The organism is Bacillus sp. Pc3, assembly GCF_000815145.1.
Classification (GTDB): domain Bacteria; phylum Bacillota; class Bacilli; order Bacillales; family Bacillaceae; genus Bacillus; species Bacillus velezensis.
The window spans coordinates 611,983-630,426 of sequence record NZ_CP010406.1; the positions used below are offsets into that span (position 1 = coordinate 611,983).

The 18,444-nt window shown below is 43.0% G+C and carries 4 protein-coding genes; all 4 read right to left on the reverse strand.

All coding sequences use genetic code 11. The annotated features are described in order from the left end of the window. Nucleotides 1-321: 321 nt before the first annotated feature. From SB24_RS02485 to SB24_RS02500, 4 genes are read right to left on the reverse strand one after another with little or no spacing between them, the layout of a single operon-like run. The gene (locus SB24_RS02485) at nucleotides 322-1,413 is read right to left on the reverse strand and encodes a serine hydrolase domain-containing protein (protein WP_039251574.1); all 1,092 of its coding nucleotides are present in this window, start codon (nucleotides 1,411-1,413) and stop codon (nucleotides 322-324) included. Nucleotides 1,414-1,445: 32 nt separating this feature from the next. Next, on the reverse strand, nucleotides 1,446-5,297 hold the full coding sequence (locus tag SB24_RS02490; protein WP_039251576.1) for an alpha/beta fold hydrolase: 3,852 nt from the start codon (nucleotides 5,295-5,297) through the stop codon (nucleotides 1,446-1,448). A gap of 50 nt (nucleotides 5,298-5,347) precedes the next feature. Continuing rightward, on the reverse strand, nucleotides 5,348-12,727 hold the full coding sequence (locus SB24_RS02495) for a type I polyketide synthase (protein ID WP_039251579.1): 7,380 nt from the start codon (nucleotides 12,725-12,727) through the stop codon (nucleotides 5,348-5,350). Further along, nucleotides 12,727-18,438: a type I polyketide synthase gene (locus tag SB24_RS02500; protein WP_039251581.1), complete on the reverse strand. Its 5,712-nt coding sequence runs from the start codon at nucleotides 18,436-18,438 to the stop codon at nucleotides 12,727-12,729. The genes SB24_RS02495 and SB24_RS02500 overlap by 1 nt, the downstream gene beginning before the upstream one ends. Nucleotides 18,439-18,444 lie beyond the last annotated feature (6 nt).

Below are 18,444 nucleotides of genomic sequence, written 5' to 3' on the forward strand. Positions count from 1 at the left end.
TGTACTAATAAAAAAAGATTTTTTATTAGTACAATATGATCAACAACCATAGTTTACAGTAATTAAACAAAGCCGTCAATTATTTATAACCTCATTTTGAAACCGCTTATAAAACATAAGATCATATTGCGCCAAACTGTACTATAAAAGACTTTAAACTGTATTATAAAAATGCTCTACTGTACTATAATTAAAAAAAATTACAAAGAGTAAATTAAGTTATTTAACTTCGGGTCAGGCTTTGAAAAGATGCCGCGGGATAAAAACGGGCAGTTAGCAATCGTCCCGCCTGCCGGACAGACGGGACGACGCTTTTGACAATTATTCAATACCCGCCCACACGATATTCAGCGGCGTCAGCACGGCATGAGGATGAAACTCGGAAATCGGAGTGAAAAATACATACGTAAAATCTTCGGCTGGATCAGAAAACATGCCGCACCACCCCATTCCAAGATGTGAGAAGGTGCCTTCTGTCATGAAATAATGGTCACCGGCCGGCCACAAATTAATGCCTAAACCAAAGCCGCCTTCCTCTCTGGGCGCTCCGAAGAAGTAAAAAGGAAGACCGGGCTTTATTTGATTTCTCAGCATCGCTTCGACTGTTTTTCTTCCAAGTAGCTTCTTATCTTTCAATCTGCCTTTATTTCTAAACATTTCAGCTAACTTCCAAATATCTCGCAACGAAGAGTACAGACCGCTTGTCGCTTTATTCGGAAAATACGGGTGATGACTTTTTTCCAGCTGTACGCACTCGTGCTCATTGATCACACAAACTTCTTCTTTTAAAGCATCAGGCACATAAAAATACGTTCTTTCTAATCCGAGCGCTTCAATAATATGCTTTGTTACATACTGTTCGTAGGATACGCCTGTTACTTTTGAAATAATGATGCCAAGTATAACAAAGCCGGTTCTGGAATAGTTCCATGCTTCATCCACTCCGTACTCCAAAGGCGTACTGACCAGATTGTTTATCCATTCTTCCTCATTCGTTAAGTCAATGCCTTCAGCCTTTTGAATATCCAGCTCAAAACTTAATCCCGCCGTATGAGTCAAAAGGTGCAAAATTTTAATGTCTCCGAAACCCGGTTTATCAAACGCTGGCAAAATGAGCTTGACCGGCATTTTCAGATCGAGCAAACCTTTTTCGACGAGCTGCATGACGGCTACAGCGGTAAACACTTTTGTCAAAGAACCGATTTCTCTGATTGTATCAAGCTGAAATGTTTGCTTTTCTTTTTGTCCGCCGGTAAATTCCCCTAACGACTCAGCTGCAAAAACCTCACCTCCTCTTGACATCATATAACTCGCACATTGCAGATCTCCATTGTCTATCATCGTCTGATAATGGCCGTTAAGAGCGTTAATTTGTTTCATATCAAATGCCGGATTGCTTATTGTTTGTTTCATTGTTTTCTCCCCCTGTACTGTATGTATCTTTTTCATCCCTTACTTACTGATTTCTTGATGAATTCTGACACCGTTTTATTGAATTCTTCAGGATGTGTAATGTTCGGAAGATGCCCCGCTCCCTTAATTTTCTTTAATTCTGCATTGCTCAGCAGTTTCTGCAGCCTTTTTGTTTCTTTCTGATCAACTACGCTTTCCTTCTCACCCGTAAGGATAAGCGTTCTTGTATGAATGTCTTTTAAAAAGCCGATCGTAGAATAGCCTTCTTGTTGATGTATCTTCATAAAACGTTCAATAGAAGCATTTAGGAATTGATTACTGTATAAACTTTCATATTCATGTGATTTTCCTATAGCTATAAAATCATTTTTCAGTTTTTCCTCGACACTGCTTTCAGGGTCTTCTTCGTATTCGGTGTAACTTCCGGAAAGAATGAGCGTTTTTACTTTTTCAGGGTATTCATAGGCAATCCTCTGCCCTATCATGCCTCCCCAAGAAGCTGCCGCAATGTGGATCGGCCAAGCAACCCCTATCTCGTTCAGCACTTCGATAAAAGTCTGAGCCAGCCCGCTCAGTGTAAAATCGGCGCTCCCCTCACTCAGCCCGTAACCCGGTGTGTGTATGACAATTACATTAAATTGATCTGCCCACTCCTTCATTTGTTCTTTCCACATGTAAGCAGTGGTAGCAAAACCGCAAATCAGTAAAATTGTTTCACCCTTACCGCTCATCAATATTTCCATATGCCGGGCATTTTCTGTGTTTGCCAGAAAATGAACGGTTTCCGTTTCTTCTGTCTGGTAAAAAGCGATGAGTTTTTTTGCGGCATCGCTTTGATTGTGCTGAAGGGCTCCTTTCTTCAGTCTGCTCCAATAATGCAAATAATCGTCGAGATGACGATTGGAAGCTGTGCCGAGTATTCGGAAAGGACTTTCAGCTTCTTCCGTAACGATTGACGAAGCATCAAAATCGGCTGCAATCGCTGAATCTCTTACCAGAGGCGGTGCTGAACGGGCGGATAACGGCTTGAAATCGTTTTGTATTTTTTCTTTTTCTCCGTATAACACGATCAGCTGGTGGCCTCGGCCGAGAAGCGAGTGTTCCAAAGCTTTGATTCCGGCAGTATTTTCTAATGGGTGAAGTCCGTACTCCATTTTCATAATATCTTGAATGCCGGGATCAACTGACATGCCTCCGTCTTTCCAGAAAGGCCAATTTACAGCGATGGTTTTTCCTGATCTTCCCCCCGCCTTTCTCATACATTCCCTCCACTCGGCAAAATGCTCCAGAAAACGATTGGCGTAGGCGTAATCGGCTTGACCCAGACTTCCGATTTCTGAGGAGATGGAAGAAAACAAAACAAAAAAGTCTAAAGGCATACCTCTGAGCGCTTCATCCAAATGAATCACACCATTGACCTTTGATTGCAGCACCGCTTGAGCTTCCGCGTCTGTTTTATTCATAATGAGAGAGTCTTTTAACACGCCTGCACTGTAAATGACCCCGTTGATTTCGGAATAATCAGCATGAATTTTTTCCGCTAACTTGATGACCTGCTGCTTATCTGACATGTCAGCCTGGATATAAGAAATGCTTGCCCCGTCATATCGGATGCTGTCTAATTTTTCTTCCATGTCTGCTGTCATTTTCGATCGCCCGGCAATGATAACGCTGGCTCCGTGATTTGCATAAAGAAACGCTGAAATAATCCAGCCGATGCCGCTTAATCCTCCGATGATGAGATACACCCCGTTTTTTGCAAACTTGGCGGCCTTTTGTCCTGTTTGCGGCGAAGCGTCTTTATATGCTGTCACCCTCCTTTTTTGATCGCTGTCATATTTCACAGCCTGATGATGTCCGGCACTTAATTCATTGAGAAGCAAAGGTGCTTTTTCAATGGTTTGTCTTGAAGAAATCTCAACCGTTTTACACTTTATATTCGGCTGCTCCGCATTCAGCGTTTTAAAAAAGCCTCCAATCGCGGCGTAAACCGGGTTTGTATATTGACCCTTGTCATGCACGTACAAAATGTTGATGTTTTCTTTTGTTTTTTGACGGATCAACGCTTTGCTTAAATAAAGGATTGAATAAAAGCTGTGAGTCAAATCTAACGCTGCCTCAGTATAAACTTTTTTTGACAGGTAATGAATGATTGACGCCGGAAATGCTCCGGACTTTTTCATATCTTCTAATAGTCTGGTGTAATGAGCAGACTGCTCCGGATTAATTTTATAATGCTTTTCATTTACCATTTCATATTCAGCAGCGGCTTCCGCATAAATAACATTTTCACTGCCGATGTACTTTCGGATTTCATCACTCAATGAACTGTCGAAATCGAAAATCAGTGTATTTTCCTTAGGTACTTCTCCGGACTTTAATGGCGATTCTATCCATTCTTTTTGTAAATACAAGGAATCAAGCACCGGCTTTTCAGACGGCTCTTTCGTTTGCGTTTTTTCTTTAAAAGCTGCGGCCGGCGTATTACGCACATCATATTTTTCTTCTAAATAAGCCGCTAAATCATGAATATTGTTATAATCAAAAAGCAATGTCGGATACAATTGTGTATCCAATCTTTCCTCGAGCATTTTCGATATATGCAGCAGCTGTTTTGAGTCAAGACCCAGTTCGTAAAAAGATTGGTGTTTGTCCGCTTTATTTGGCGGTGTGTTTGTAACCTCTCCAATAATGGATGACAGCTCATCTGTTAATGTTTTATGACTGTCTTGGTGCTGAACTGTATCAGAGATAGAGTCTGTAATGTTAGCTCCGTATTTCTCCTGCAGAAATTCCGTCAATTCACCGATTGTGGAGTAATCAAATAATAAAGTCGGGTACAGCTTTGAACCTAACATCAGTTCTAACTTTTTGGATAAGTCTAATAATTGTTTAGAATCCAAGCCCATCTCATAAAAGGAAATATCATTCTTCACTGTTTCAGCAGGTTTTTCAATCATGCCGGCTATCTCTTGGATCAAATTATTTCTGATTATTTCTTTATTTTTCGTTGCGCTGCCGACCTCTTTAGCTTTTTGGGAATGCTCCAGCCTTTGTATTGAATTTTCATTTCTGACTCTTTTCACACCGAATCGCTCATAATAAAAAGCAAGCTCTCCATCAGGCCTGTATACTTCTATGTCCGCATATAAAATGTCTTTAGAAGGCGGCTGCGTTATACTGGTTTTATTAATATACACAAAACAAGACCCAGTTGTTTTATGCAGTGCCCGGAATGTCTCAATATATATAGGGATAAACGCATTTGTTCCTTCATCCGGCAAGTCTGATGTAAGGATTCCCAACAAGCTGAGAGACCCATCCAAAAATGCGGGATGCATGTAAAAGTCATCTGTATATTCTTTTGAAAGTCCGCTTAAACTAACCTCTCCCAGAATATAATTTTCACCTTCATATACCGTACCTTCCAATTTCATAAAATCTTTATGAATCAGGCCGCCTCTGCGCAAATTACGATAGGCGGCTTCAGCATCCGAAATCCGGACGGCCCCTTTCTTTAATTCTTCGATTGAAATTGTCTTTTCGTTTATCGCATTTTTTCTTATGATTTCCGCCTGCAAGTTGACTGACGCTTCACCTTCCGCCTTTTCAGCGACCCATTTCCTGCTTGTTATTTCAACAAGCCAGCCGTTTTCTTGTTCCGTAAACTGGAAGGTGACTTTTTTATCAAAATGGACTGACGTCGCAACAGGTTCACGGAATAAAACATGTTTGATTTCAAAACTTCGGGGTGATATCCCTTTCTCAGCTAAAAATCGTGTTATTAAATCCAGATACGTTACGCCGGGTATCGTACGCACTTGATGAAGGACATGGTCTGAAACAATATAATCGTCATGTTTGACTAATACGCTGAACCTCATGCAACTCGACAACCTTTCTTCTTTTACAAAGTAAAGAAACAGAGCAGGTGCTACTCTGTTTCATCAATAATTTCAAGAAGCCGTTTTTTATTCTGTTTGATTTGTTTTTTCCGATTTGAATCCGGCCAGTACTCTTTTCTGACAAACTCGGCAGGCGGCAGCGGAGTTCTGACGGAATGATATGAATCATCCAGGCCGCTTACCAAAAGGTGGGCGTTTGTTCCGCCAAAACCGAAAGCGCTGATGCCCGCCCTCCGTTTTCCATCCTTCCAGCTTCTCAGCTCTGTATTCGGATAAAAAGGCGACTTTTCAAATTCAAAGCGGGGATTTGGCGTTTCACAATTCAATGTAGGCGGAATTTCCTTATGCCATATTGATAAAATCACTTTAATGAAACTTGCCGCTCCGGCAGCGCTTAATAAGTGTCCGATATTGGTTTTCACACTTCCTACTCCGCAAAATTGCGTTTTGTTTGTGTCTCTTCGGAATACTTTTGTCAGAGCCTGAAGCTCAATCGGATCTCCAATCATCGTGCCTGTGCCGTGAGTTTCGACGTAGCTGACTGATCCGGGAGTGATATCGGCTTTTTCAAATGCATCTTGAATAACCTGCTCTTGAAGCTTAGGATTCGGGGTCGTAATTCCCATTGTCGCACCGTCATTATTAATAGCTGATGCTTCAATGATACCGTATATCCGATCTCCGTCAGCTTTCGCTTTCTCCAGCGGTTTTAACAGAACAGCGCCAAAACCCTCTCCGGGTACAAAACCGTTTGCCCTTTCATCAAAAGTAAAACACTGACCGTCCGGCGAAAGAGCTCCTCCTTCTGTTAACATCAGGTAAGGAATTTCATCCAAAAGCAGATCCGCCCCTCCTGCCAGCGCCATCTCTGAATCACCGTTTTTTATGCTTTGGCAGGCTAAATGAATGCTGACTAGTGAAGAAGAACAAGCGGTATCAGAAACCATGCTTGGACCGTGAAAATTAAAGAAATGCGACACATGTGAAGCAATAAAGTTTTGACTAAGCCCGACGATGTGGCTGCTGCTTTCTTTCGGCAGTTTGTGACCGTAGCCGCCCATTCTGGAACCGACAAATACGCCGACTTTTTTTCCCGATAATTCCGTTTCTTCATAACCGGCATCCCGTACAGTCTGTACACTCGTTTCTAAGAAATGTCTTATCAGCGGGTCCGTTTGGATGGCTTTCTCCTCTTCCATGCGGAAATACTCCGGATCGAAGCTGCCGATTCCATTGATAAATCCTCCCCATTTGCTGATGCTTTTTCCCTTTTGCTGCACCGGAGAGTAATTTTCTTCTATATTCCACCGGGAATCAGGTACTTCTTTAATATGATTCTTCCCTTTTCTCAGATTGTTCCAAAATTCCTCTTTATCAGCCGCTCCAGGGAACTTACATCCGATTCCGATAACAGCTATCTTTGCAGAGGAAGCCGTCTGCGGTTCTGTATTTCGGCTCGTCACAGACTGCATATCTTGCTGATTGCTGCTTTGAGAATCAGTCTGTTCGATTTGTTTCTTCAACGGCGGCGCCGTCTTACCGATATATTCCGCAAGACCATGAATCGTGTTGTGTTCAAGAAGCACAGTAGGGTCAATTTTTTTCTGAATCATTGCTTCTATTCGATGTATAATGCTGACAAGAAGTATAGAATCCACACCGTATTCCTGAAAATCCGTATTTGGGTTAAGCTTTTCAAGGGGAATGCTCAATTCCTCGGCAAATACGGCAGAAAGTTCACTGACAAGCCCTTCTGAATGATCAAAAGTGTCGGGAGTCTCCTGTCTTCGGACTGGAACCGAAGCTCCGCCGGTTTTATTGATGTTCAGGAGACTGTCTGCATGAAACACTGTTCCTTTTTTCACGATAGGAATGATATTGGCTGATTTTTTCTCCAGTGCATGATACAAAATCGCCAGTCCTTCCCGTGTGGATAGAGAGTTCAGTCCCAATTCATCATATAAAGGACTCGTCACAGTACCCATTCCGACTTCTTTCCAGCTCGGCCAATTGATTGACGTGAAATACGTTCTCCCCTTTTGAAAATGATAAGCCGCGAAATAGTCCATATATGCGTTTGCAGACGCGTAATCAGTCATTCCTTTCGACAGTTTGGGTGACTGTGCTGCAATTGATGAAAATAGAATAAAGAAATCCAGCGGCCTATTATTAAAAATCCGCTCCAAATTTTGAAGTCCAGTGACTTTCGGCCCGTACACCGTCTTAAATTCACTCATTCTTTTATGAATAAAGGCCGGATTTCCGCCGCTGTGCAGTCCGGCACAGTGTATGATACCGCTTATATCTTTAAATTCAAGGCTTACTTGGTGAAAGAATGAACGCAGCTTCTCTTCATTTGTGAGAGAACCGCTGTAATACAGATAGTTGACACCTTTCTCTTCAAAACTTTGAAACAGTTTTATATTGCTGACTGTCTTTTCGTCCTGTCTGCCCTCTTTCAGCAAATGATCCCATTCACTTCGCAAAGGTAATGGACGCGTACCCGTCAGCACGAGTTTTTTCACTCCCCGTTTCACCAAATCTTCAGCTATTGCTCTGCCAATGCCCCCTGTCCCGCCGGTAATCACGACGGCTTTATCCGCAGGAAATGAAACAGGCCCGCCGGTATGGATTCTTTCTTCTTCAAAATACGGAACATATCTGACGCCGCTGCGGTAGCATACTTCATTCTCTCCGGTACATTGCCTTTCATTCTCAAAGATTTGTTTCAGCTCATGCGTTTCTTTCATGCTGTCTATATCTATTGTTTTCACATGAACAAAACCGTATTCCGCAGAAAGGGCTTTCAGAAAAGCCGCTGATTCTGCCCCCGTCAGCTTTGGTTTTTCCGCTTTAAATACCTGCAAGCCCTTGGTGATTTGTAAAATGGATAATGGTGTTTCCTTTTTACTCCGCTTAATTATTTCTTGTATAAATAAGAATTTACCATATGGGATGCCGTTCTGATTGTCACTCTGGTTTCCGATATCTGAGAAATCAATTATATTTTGGATCTGCCGCTCACCGCCCGAGAAGATCTCACGGATAACGTCGTATGCGTGGTTTTCATCTAATAAAGAACACTCAAACATTTGATCAGAGTGTTTTATAAATGAAGAGTGATGTTTTATGACAATCAGATTCTCCTGATCTATATCCGAACAAATAGAGCGGGCAATTGATTCTGTGTCTTGATTTACAAATGCTACTGTCAGTCCGTACTCTTTTGTTTCGGATGGATTTACAAACGGATTCTCCCTCCATTTTTTTTGCAAGTGATGTTGAAAAGAATGCTGAGGGATCTCTGTCTTCTTAGTCCTGGACGGAACCCAATAACGTTCTTTTGCAAACGGATAAGTCGGAATTGAGATCCGTTTACCCGGCTGCTGTAAATGTTGATGAACGGATTTCCAGTCGACATCCGCCCCCCAAACCCATAATTGAGCCAGCTTTTCCGCATCACCGTTCTCAATAATAGTCTTTACAAACAATTCACCTGCTGTGCCTTCCGTTAACACCTTCATTTTTTCAGCAAATGCATCTGCTGATTGCTGATGAACATATACGCCTGGAACTTGCTTGTCACCGCGGCAAAACTCAAATAATTTATCTTTCATTTCTTTAAGAGACGTACCGGTAATCGCCGCTCTGGCCTCCATCGCTTCTCTGCCCGATTGTGTAGTGTATGCCAGATCCCGTAAAACGACGCTTTCCGATTGGCTGCCTTCCATCACTTCATTCGGGAACAGGTTTCTTATCGCTCCGGCATATTCCTTCAATAAGTATTCAGTAACCGCTTGAATGGAGGGGCAATCAGTTAATTCATACATCGTGAGTTCAATATGAAACATTTCGTTAATAAAATCCGCCATCCGGCTTAATTCCAAAGGCCCTACGCCAAATTCACTCAGGTGATCAGCAATATTAATTTCTTCCGGATGGATATGAAGCAATTCCGAAACAAACGGTTTGAGTACTTCATACACCTTTTCTCTCATATCAGGCTGCTTATCCTTTACTTCAGGACTTAGTGAACGTTGGATAAAATCTCTCATGTTTTCGGCATACTCAAGAAGACGTTCATTGTCTTTGGCAGATAACAGGACAATATGCGGTTCGTTCTCAACATGTTCTGTTGAGACGTTTGTTTCTTCATATTCTTCTATAATGATATGAACGTTCGTTCCTCCCGCTCCGAATGAGCTGATCCCCGCTCTTCTCGGAACAGTTACTGTTTTTCCGTTTTCCTGCAGTTTTGGTTTCTTCCAATCTTGCAATGACCGCTGTACATAAAAGGGAGATGCTTTAAAATCGATATTTGGATTCAACGTCTCCGCATGGATGGAAGGAAACAGTTTTTTCAGTTTCATTTGCAAAAGAACCTTTGTCAAACCGGCAATTCCCGCTGCGGCCTCAAGATGGCCGATATTTGATTTGACAGAACCGATGGAACAATATTGAGTGTGCTCCGTAAATTCCCGAAACGCTTTTGTTAACCCGGTGATCTCAATCGGGTCTCCAAGAGAAGTTCCCGTTCCGTGAGCTTCAATATAACTAATTGTACGAGGGTCAATACAAGCTTTCTGAAGCGCTTCCTGTATCAGTTCAGACTGACCATTTGGATTAGGAACCGTAAAACCGTTTGTTCTCCCTCCGTGATTGACCGCTGTCGCTTTAATCAGCGCATAAATATGATCTCCATCCCTTACCGCTTCCGCCGCCGGCTTTAAAAGTACGGATCCCACTCCTTCTCCCGGTACATAACCGTCACCGCCTTCGCCGAATGTACGGCATCGGCCATCACTTGCAAAGAAGCGGCTTTGATTTAATAATGTATATTTATTGGGATGAAGCGTAAGATTGACCCCGCCCGCAACAGCAAGTGTGCTTTCTCCTCTTCGTATACTTTCACAGGCTAAGTGAATGGCGTTAAGAGAGGATGAACACATTGTATCAACCGCCATACTCGGCCCCTTAAAGTTAAAGAAATATGATATTCTGTTTGCTATTGCAGAAAATGGAGACCCGACGGCCAGTTCATTTCCTTTAAGTGATTCTTCAACGCCGAAAAATTGATAGCTTCCATATGTGACGCCTGCAAATACTCCGACCTTTTTGCGGGTCAGATCTGAAGGTTTATAACCCGCATCCTCTATGGTATTGTACACTGTCTCTAAAAAGAGACGTTCCTGAGGATCAAGAAAAGCCGCTTCTTTCGGTGATATCCGGAAAAATAAAGGATCAAACCGGTCTGGATTTTTCAGAAAACCTCCCCACTTATAGCAGCTTCCCTCCAGCATTTCCTTCCGGTCATCAGGAATTTCGCTTACGCAATCCCGTCCATTCATCAGCACATTCTGGAACTCCCTGATGTTTTCCGCGCCCGGATACCTGCCGCTGACACCGATAATGGCTATATCAGCAGAAAGGGGATCGGCCGCCATGTGCTCTTTTGAATCTTCTCCTTCAGAGCGTACCGGCGCTTTTGTTTCCACTGGTTTTCTTTTTGGCTTTTTTTGATATGAGACAAGTTCAGATGTGCCGGCCGGTTTCAGCAGTTTCATCATTCGTTCGCTGTGATGACTCAGGAAATATTCGGCTAACTGAGATATTGAATGATATTCAAAAAATAATGTTTTCGACAATCTGCCGATACTTTGCTCCAGCTTTTTGGTCAGACGCATGATCATTACTGAATCAATGCCGTATTTCTCCAGGTATTGTTTTTCATCTATGAGTGAGACCGGTAATTTCAATTCCTCTGACATTATATTTTTCAGATAACTGATGATATTTTGTCTTAATTCATCGTTTTGCAAATCGGCATCTTCCTGCTGGTCTGAATGTAAGCTGATTGTGCCGGCACGCTTCAGCACATCCTCAATCTTTTCTTTACGGCCTTTCAGGGCAATCAGCTGTTCAGATGATTGACACAAGCTGTTCTCCAGAGCCTGTATTCCGTCACCGTCATCTAACGGGTCAAGACCGAGTTCCTGTTTCATGTAGGATATTCCTTCATCGTCAATATTCATCCCGCCGGAAGTCCATAGCGGCCAATTGACTGACACTATCCTTTCGGCAGACTCTTTTGCGGTCATAACTGCTGCATACTGATCCAAACAGGCATTGGCGAAAGCATAGTCACATTGGCCGGCTGAGCCGAAGACTGCCGATGTGGATGAAAACAAGACAAGTAATTCAACTTTCATTTTTTTGATTTCTTCCGCCAGCCACAGCGTGCCATAAACTTTCGAACCTGTGACTTGATCAATTTCTTCTTTTGTCTTTCTTAAGATAAAAGAGTCACGGAGTACGCCGGCACTGTGAAATACTCCATGTAAGGTGCCGAACTGCTCTTTTGCAAAAGCAAACATCCGTTCAGCATCACTTTGTTTTGAAACATCAGATCGGATATATTCAACTGTTGAACCTGAACTTCTTAAATATTCGATCTTTTTCTCCTGCTCTTCAGTTAAATCAGAGCGCCCCGTCAATATGAGATTCGCTTTCCATTTTTCCGACAGATGTTTTGCCAGAATATAACCGAGACCGCCCAGGCCTCCTGTAATTAGATAATTCCCATGATGTTTCAGCGGCTGGGTTAAATCGAATGAGCCGGCTTTATTATAGCTTTTCGTAAAACGTCTGCCGTTTTCATAGCGCACTTCAAAATGGATATCCCGTTTTTCGTCACACTCTCTCTGATATATATCCGCTATTGCTGGAAGAGCGGCTCCCGCACCCTCTGATTGCGTGATATTGATAATCTGATAGTGAAAATTGGGGTGTTCCTGGTGAACGGTTTTCACCAATCCGCCGAGAGCATGATGCAGCGGCAGTTGTTCTTTATTCTCTGTTTGAAAAATATGCGTCAGCTTTATTATCTTTTTCCATTTTAGTTCAATCAGCGCCTGTGTAATATACAGAAGAGAAAACAATCCGTTTTCCAATTGTTTCTGTATACCTTCCTTCCTCATGTCAGCCTGAGAATCAGACCACAAGTGAAGAATCTTTTCGGGCAGCTGATAATGATCATGAATGTATCGGAACAGCTTTAGATAATCGTCTTTTTTCACGTGGTTCATACAAATCGTATCATCATGTAAAACAGCAAATTCTTTTCCGCGGATAACAAACAAGAGAGTACAGTCCTTAAACAAACCGCTCAATTCTTGTATTTGCCGTTCATTTTCTGCAAAAATCAGGAGCAATCCCGTCAAGGGTACGCTCTTCTTACTCGGAATGAACGATTCAGTCCATTCCGGCTTGTAATAAAAAAGCGGATGGTTCGATGCCCGTGATTTTTGATTCTGAATGGATGTCACACGGGCATAGCCTTCGTCAGCCGATATCTGTCCTGATTGAATCAGATCAAGAATATCGCTGATTTGTTCACGTTTTCCGTTCATCATTCTTCCCCCATTAATTGTTTCAATACAGCCTTCTGATCAATATCATTGGTTTCCAATTGACGCAGGAGACGAATGAGTTCGTCGTCCGTCTGAACAGTGTCTTTTTCATGACCATATCTGAATCTCACATCTCTGCACTCTGCCAGAATGCTTCCGTTTTCATCTGTAAATGTCATATGACACGTTACATCACGGCTGTTCTGCCGGTTCTCTTTTTGAGTATAGACATAAAAATTTTGAGCGAGAGGGTGATAGACATCCGCCGCTCCCATTCCGATCAAATCCGGGAAGGTTTCGCCGCTGACAAAAAACGCACTGGCTTGAATCGCGGACTCAAGCGCTTCAGGAGAGATCGTAAAATTCTCTCTTTTTGCATAAAGCTCATCCGGCAATGAATGAAGCGACAGCATTCCGTCACTGTTTTTCGCTGATTCAATGACAAAAGGCGCTTCAGCCGGATGTTCAGTCATTTCTGATTTGACTTCAGCAATATCAAGCGCTTCAGGAAGCATACCGCTTTCAGGCTTAACAATATGCGCATTTCCCCTGGCAAGACGTACTTTATTCTCATTTTTTGTGTTTGCATATATGTCAAACCGCGCAAAGTCGCGCTCAGGCGTCAGCGTAATCATCAGTTCCCTTATATCAGTCATTCCGTTCATGCTTTCGGTCCACAATAAATCAGTCAATGTTTGAACTGGTTGTCCAAATGCCGCCGCTGCATTGACGATAGCCATTTCAGCCAAAGATGCATAAGGGAAAAAGGACACGTTTCCTTCAGACAGACTTAGTGCGAACGGATGATTACGGGTGATTTTTTTCGTGAAACTGAACTGATTAAAATCGGACGTGTTACTCCCCAAGAAAGGGTGACCCGGCTTACTCATATCCGCTGAAACAAGCGTTTCCCCTTTTTCCGCTATCCAATACCGCTGTTTGATCAGCGGTTGTCCCGGAATAGAAATCCTGCGAGCATTCCGATTCACCTCAAAAGTCTCCCAATCTATCTTTCTTCCATTTACCCATTTGGATGCTGCTTCGGCGTAATCTGAACAAACGTGAGGCATTTCATTGTGAACTTCTGATTCGAATGTATTACCGGTATAGCTTAAGCTGCTTTTTTCACCCCTGGTATAAGCTGAAAGCTCTTCAGCAATGACCCGCCCGGAATCTGCCACTATCGCCAGCCGTTCTTCCATATGATCGCGTCCCGTCTGAAGTGTATAGGCAATATCCTGAAGACGCAGTTTATGATTGTTATCCTTCGATTCATTTTCTGATAGAAAATCAGCCATAACCTTCGCATATTTTATCAGCCGTTGCTTGTCTTGAGCCGATAAAACAAAGATCACTCGGCCGCTTTGATGATCAAAAGCTTTTGGCGGCTCATACGCTTCCAATATAAGATGCGCGTTTGTTCCTCCTGCCCCAAAAGCGCTTACCCCGGCTCTCAAAGGATGAACAGCATTGCTGTTTTGCGGAATATTCCATTCAGCCGCTTTCCGCTGCACTTGAAAAGGAACCTGATCAAAATCTATAAACGGATTAACAATATCGGAATGCAGAGAAGGAACAAGCTGCTTATTCTTCATTTGGAGAAGCACTTTCGTTACCGCAGCGATTCCTGCCGCAGATTCTAAATGTCCGATATTTGATTTCACCGAACCGATGGCGCAAGGATGGTTCAATTGATAGGAATCTTTCAGTCCTTGAATTTCAATCGGATCGCCTAATGACGTACCCGTTCCATGCGCTTCAATATAATTGACGGTATTCGGATCAATGTCAGCTTTACGAAGCGCTTCTGAAATGACCTCCGCCTGCGCATCCGGATTCGGTATGGAATACCCGCTCGTCTTTCCTCCATGGTTAACGGCGCTTCCCTTAATCACACCGTATATTTGATCTTGATCGTCTATTGCTTTTTTCAATGGTTTTAACAATACGGCCCCGACTCCCTCTCCGGGAACATAACCGCTTCCATCTTTTCCAAAACTCCGGCATCTGCCGTCACTTGATAGAAACTGTCCCATGCTGAGGAACTTATATTTATTCGGATGTATTGACAAATTCACTCCGCCGGCTAATGCCATATCGCTCTCTCCGCAATGTATGCTTTGGCATGCGTAATGAATAGAGGTCAGTGATGAAGAGCACATTGTATCCAGAGCCAAACTCGGACCTTTTAAATGAAAATAATAAGACACCCGATTGGCAATTGAAGAATAGACGGACGCCGGCGAGAAAGCCACTCCATTTTCTTCTCCTTCAAATAGTTGATATTGGCCCCACATTGCACCGACAAATACACCGACTTTCATCTTTTCCAGCATGTTTCTCGGGTACCCTGAGTCTTCAAAACAATGTTTGGCCGTTTCTAAAAAGAGCCTTTCCTGGGGATCCATAAGTTCTGCTTCCCTTGGGGAAATATGAAAGAAAAGCGGATCAAATTGATCGGCTCCGCTGATAAAACCTCCCCACTTGCTGTAAGACTTCCCTTTCATATCTCTGTCTTCGCTGAAGAAATCATCCATATTCCAGCGGTCAGGCGGGATTTCTGTAATACAATCTTTTCCGCTCTTTAAATTTTCCCAAAATTCAGGTAAGTCTTCAGCCATCGGATACTTCCCGCTTAATCCGATAATGGCAATGTCCTCATGCCTTGTATCAGCTGTTTCATTTATTTGGATCTCACGGCTTTCATCCTCTATGAAGGTATCTTGAAGTGCAGATTCCAATTTTTCTTTGTCACCTTCAAACACGATCAGCTGTGATGCGTTCAGAGAGAGTGAATCTTGAAAAGCTTTGATCCCATTGGTTTTACTAAGAGGAACCATACCGATTTTTTGTTTCATCCATTTTTCAGTTTGTTTATCCACTTTCATGCCGCCGTCTTCCCATAGCGGCCAGCCGATGGCTACTGAGACGCCGGAGCGTTCTTTTTTCCGCCTCATTCCTTCACGCCACTCAGCGAAAAGATCGATGAAGCGGTTGGCCAATGCGTAATCCGTCTGTCCGATATTCCCGTACATCGAGGTGCTTGATGAAAACATCACAAAGAAGTCCAAAGGTTCGGTTTGCAGCAAGCTGTCCAATAAGACCGTCCCATTTATTTTCGGAGCGATTACTTCCTGAATTTCATCTTTTGATTTTTGAATCAATAAAGCGTCGTGCGTCACACCGGCACTGTGTATCACACCGTTGATTTCCCCAAATTTCCTTTTAATGGTTTTTATGATTCGCTCTGCATCGCGGCTATCTGAAAAATCACCTCTTATATATTGAAACGAAGAACCGCCTGCTTTCATTCGGCTGATTTTGTTCTTTTTGTCTTCCGTAAGTTCAGAACGGCCCGCTAAAATAATATTGGCTTTCGTTTGGGCTGCGATATGTTCTGCAAATATAAGGCCTAAGCCGCCGGCCCCTCCTGTAATCATGTATACTCCGTTTTCTTTAAAGGAGAAATCTGAGTTTGGAGCCGGTTCTGCTTCCCGTAAGGCACGGACCCAGCGCACATTTCCTTCATAATAAAGATCGGTTTCTCCCGGATGCGCTTCCGTAGATTCGACTCTGATGATTTCAGCTGTAAGTTCCGGCAACGATGACTTGTCTGAAACTGATATCCCGATTGTCTTAAGGGCCAGTTTCGGGTTCTCAAGCACAATAGACTGCCCTGCGCCATGGACTGAAGCGTAAAGCGGCTGATCATTTTTATGATCCGCCGGATAAAGGAAAAGCGATACAACCTTTTTTTCCGTCTTGCTGCGCATCAATGCCCGGCTGAAAAAGAATAGCGGGTAAGCCCCCTTAGAAAGCTGTTCACTTATTTTTTCCGGGCCGGCAAATGACCCTTCCGGCCACCCGTAAACCACGGTGTCGGGCACTTGCCCCCTTTTTTTCAGATCAGCTGCAAGCCTGTCAAAGTGAGCTTCCTCCCTGTGATCTATCTCATAAACACCGTCTCCGTGATAGGAGAAACGATTCCCTGATAAAACGAGAATGATCTGTGTATTTTCGAATCCATTTTCAGCATTTTCCCGCATAAAATGAAAAAGCTCTCTGTCATATTGAAACAGCAGGCATGTTCTTTTCTTTTTATTTCCGCAATTCGGGTCCCAAGCGGCAGCCTTTTGTCTCCAATGCGGCGTTAAATAGGTCAGAGCCGTATGATTCTCTCCATGATGAAGAGGGAGGTCTTTTTCAACGGAAGTTTTTTCGCCGCTCTCTGCAAAATAGTTTGCAAGTTTTTGAATCGTCGGATACTCAAACAATAAAGTAGGGTACAGTTCCCTGCCTGTTTTCTCTTCCAGTGCCTTTACGGCTTGCATAAGTGTTACAGAATCGAGGCCTTGTTCATAAAAACCTTTTACAACAGAGAGTGTTTCAGGGGCAGTCCCTTTGATATCTGCGATCAGCTGCTGAATGTCTCCTTCTGTTATAAGAGCGGAAAGATTTTCGTTCATACTTTCTTTCATGTCAGGCTTTTCAGCCGGTTGATTTCGCGTTAAGAAATAACTGGACATTCTTTGATTTTCTTTAATATACGCGGCGAGTTCCCGGATCGTTTTCTGCTCAAACAGGAGTGTAGGATACAGCTGTTCCCCTGTTTTGTTTTCAAGTTCTTTAACAATGGCAAGCAAAGAAGCTGAATCCAGGCCCTGTTCATAAAAACCAATGTCTGTCCTTATGTCACGCAGATCTATATTTGAAACCCCGGATATTAATTCTTTAAGGTGTGTCTCGATGCTTTCGCTTCGATTTTTGATTGAATCTTTTCTGATCAGGCTGTCTTTTGGCTGAGAAGCCGCTTCAGTTTCCAAACGAGTCTGCTTCAGGTTTTCAATTAAATCTTTTGAGCGAATATGTTTCACAGACAGCCGCGTAAAATAAGCGATCATCTCCCCGTATGCATCGTACAAACCGTAGCTTACTTGGATGACATCCCCTGAATCATGATTTTGGTCTTGCTTCTCTATGTACACATAACACCTGTCTTCCAGGCGCTTCGTCATACGGAAAGATTCAATATGAATGGGAATATACGTTTTCATCCGGCTTGCCGGAGATCCTTGTGTAAAATATTCGGGACATGCCTGATAAAGGATCGATATGATGGTAGACGCATCAAGAAAAGTGGGATGCAATTGAAAATAGCCGGTATATTGATTGGCAATTTGGCTGAGCGACAACTCTGCAAGTACAGAATGATCAGACGCATAAACCTTCCCCGGACTCTTCATAAATTCAAAATGCTCTATATCAACCTTTTTTAAATAGTCATAACATATCTCCATATCGGCTTCACGGACGGAGGCATGTTTGATTTCATCGATATGAATTGAACTCATGCTTTCCGGGAATTTCTGCATGAGCCTGCAGGTCATATTCTCATCCCAGCTTTCATCCAGGATGCGGTCATCTTTTACCTTTCTGCTCTTCGCCTGAATTTCCCATCCCTGTTCCAATCCCTGAAAAAGGATGCGGATTTCTCTGTCAAAGGTATCCGATGTTGCTACAGGTTCCAAATACAAAATATTCTGACACTCGAGTTCTTCAATAGGCAAACCTTTGCTCAGCGCCATACGGTATATCATATCTAAAAATGTGACACCGGGTATAATCCGGGTGCCATGCACCCGGTGATCCCTGACAATATAGTCCGTATGTTTAATTGTTAATGTGAACTGATAGTTTTGATTACTGGCCACCTGTCT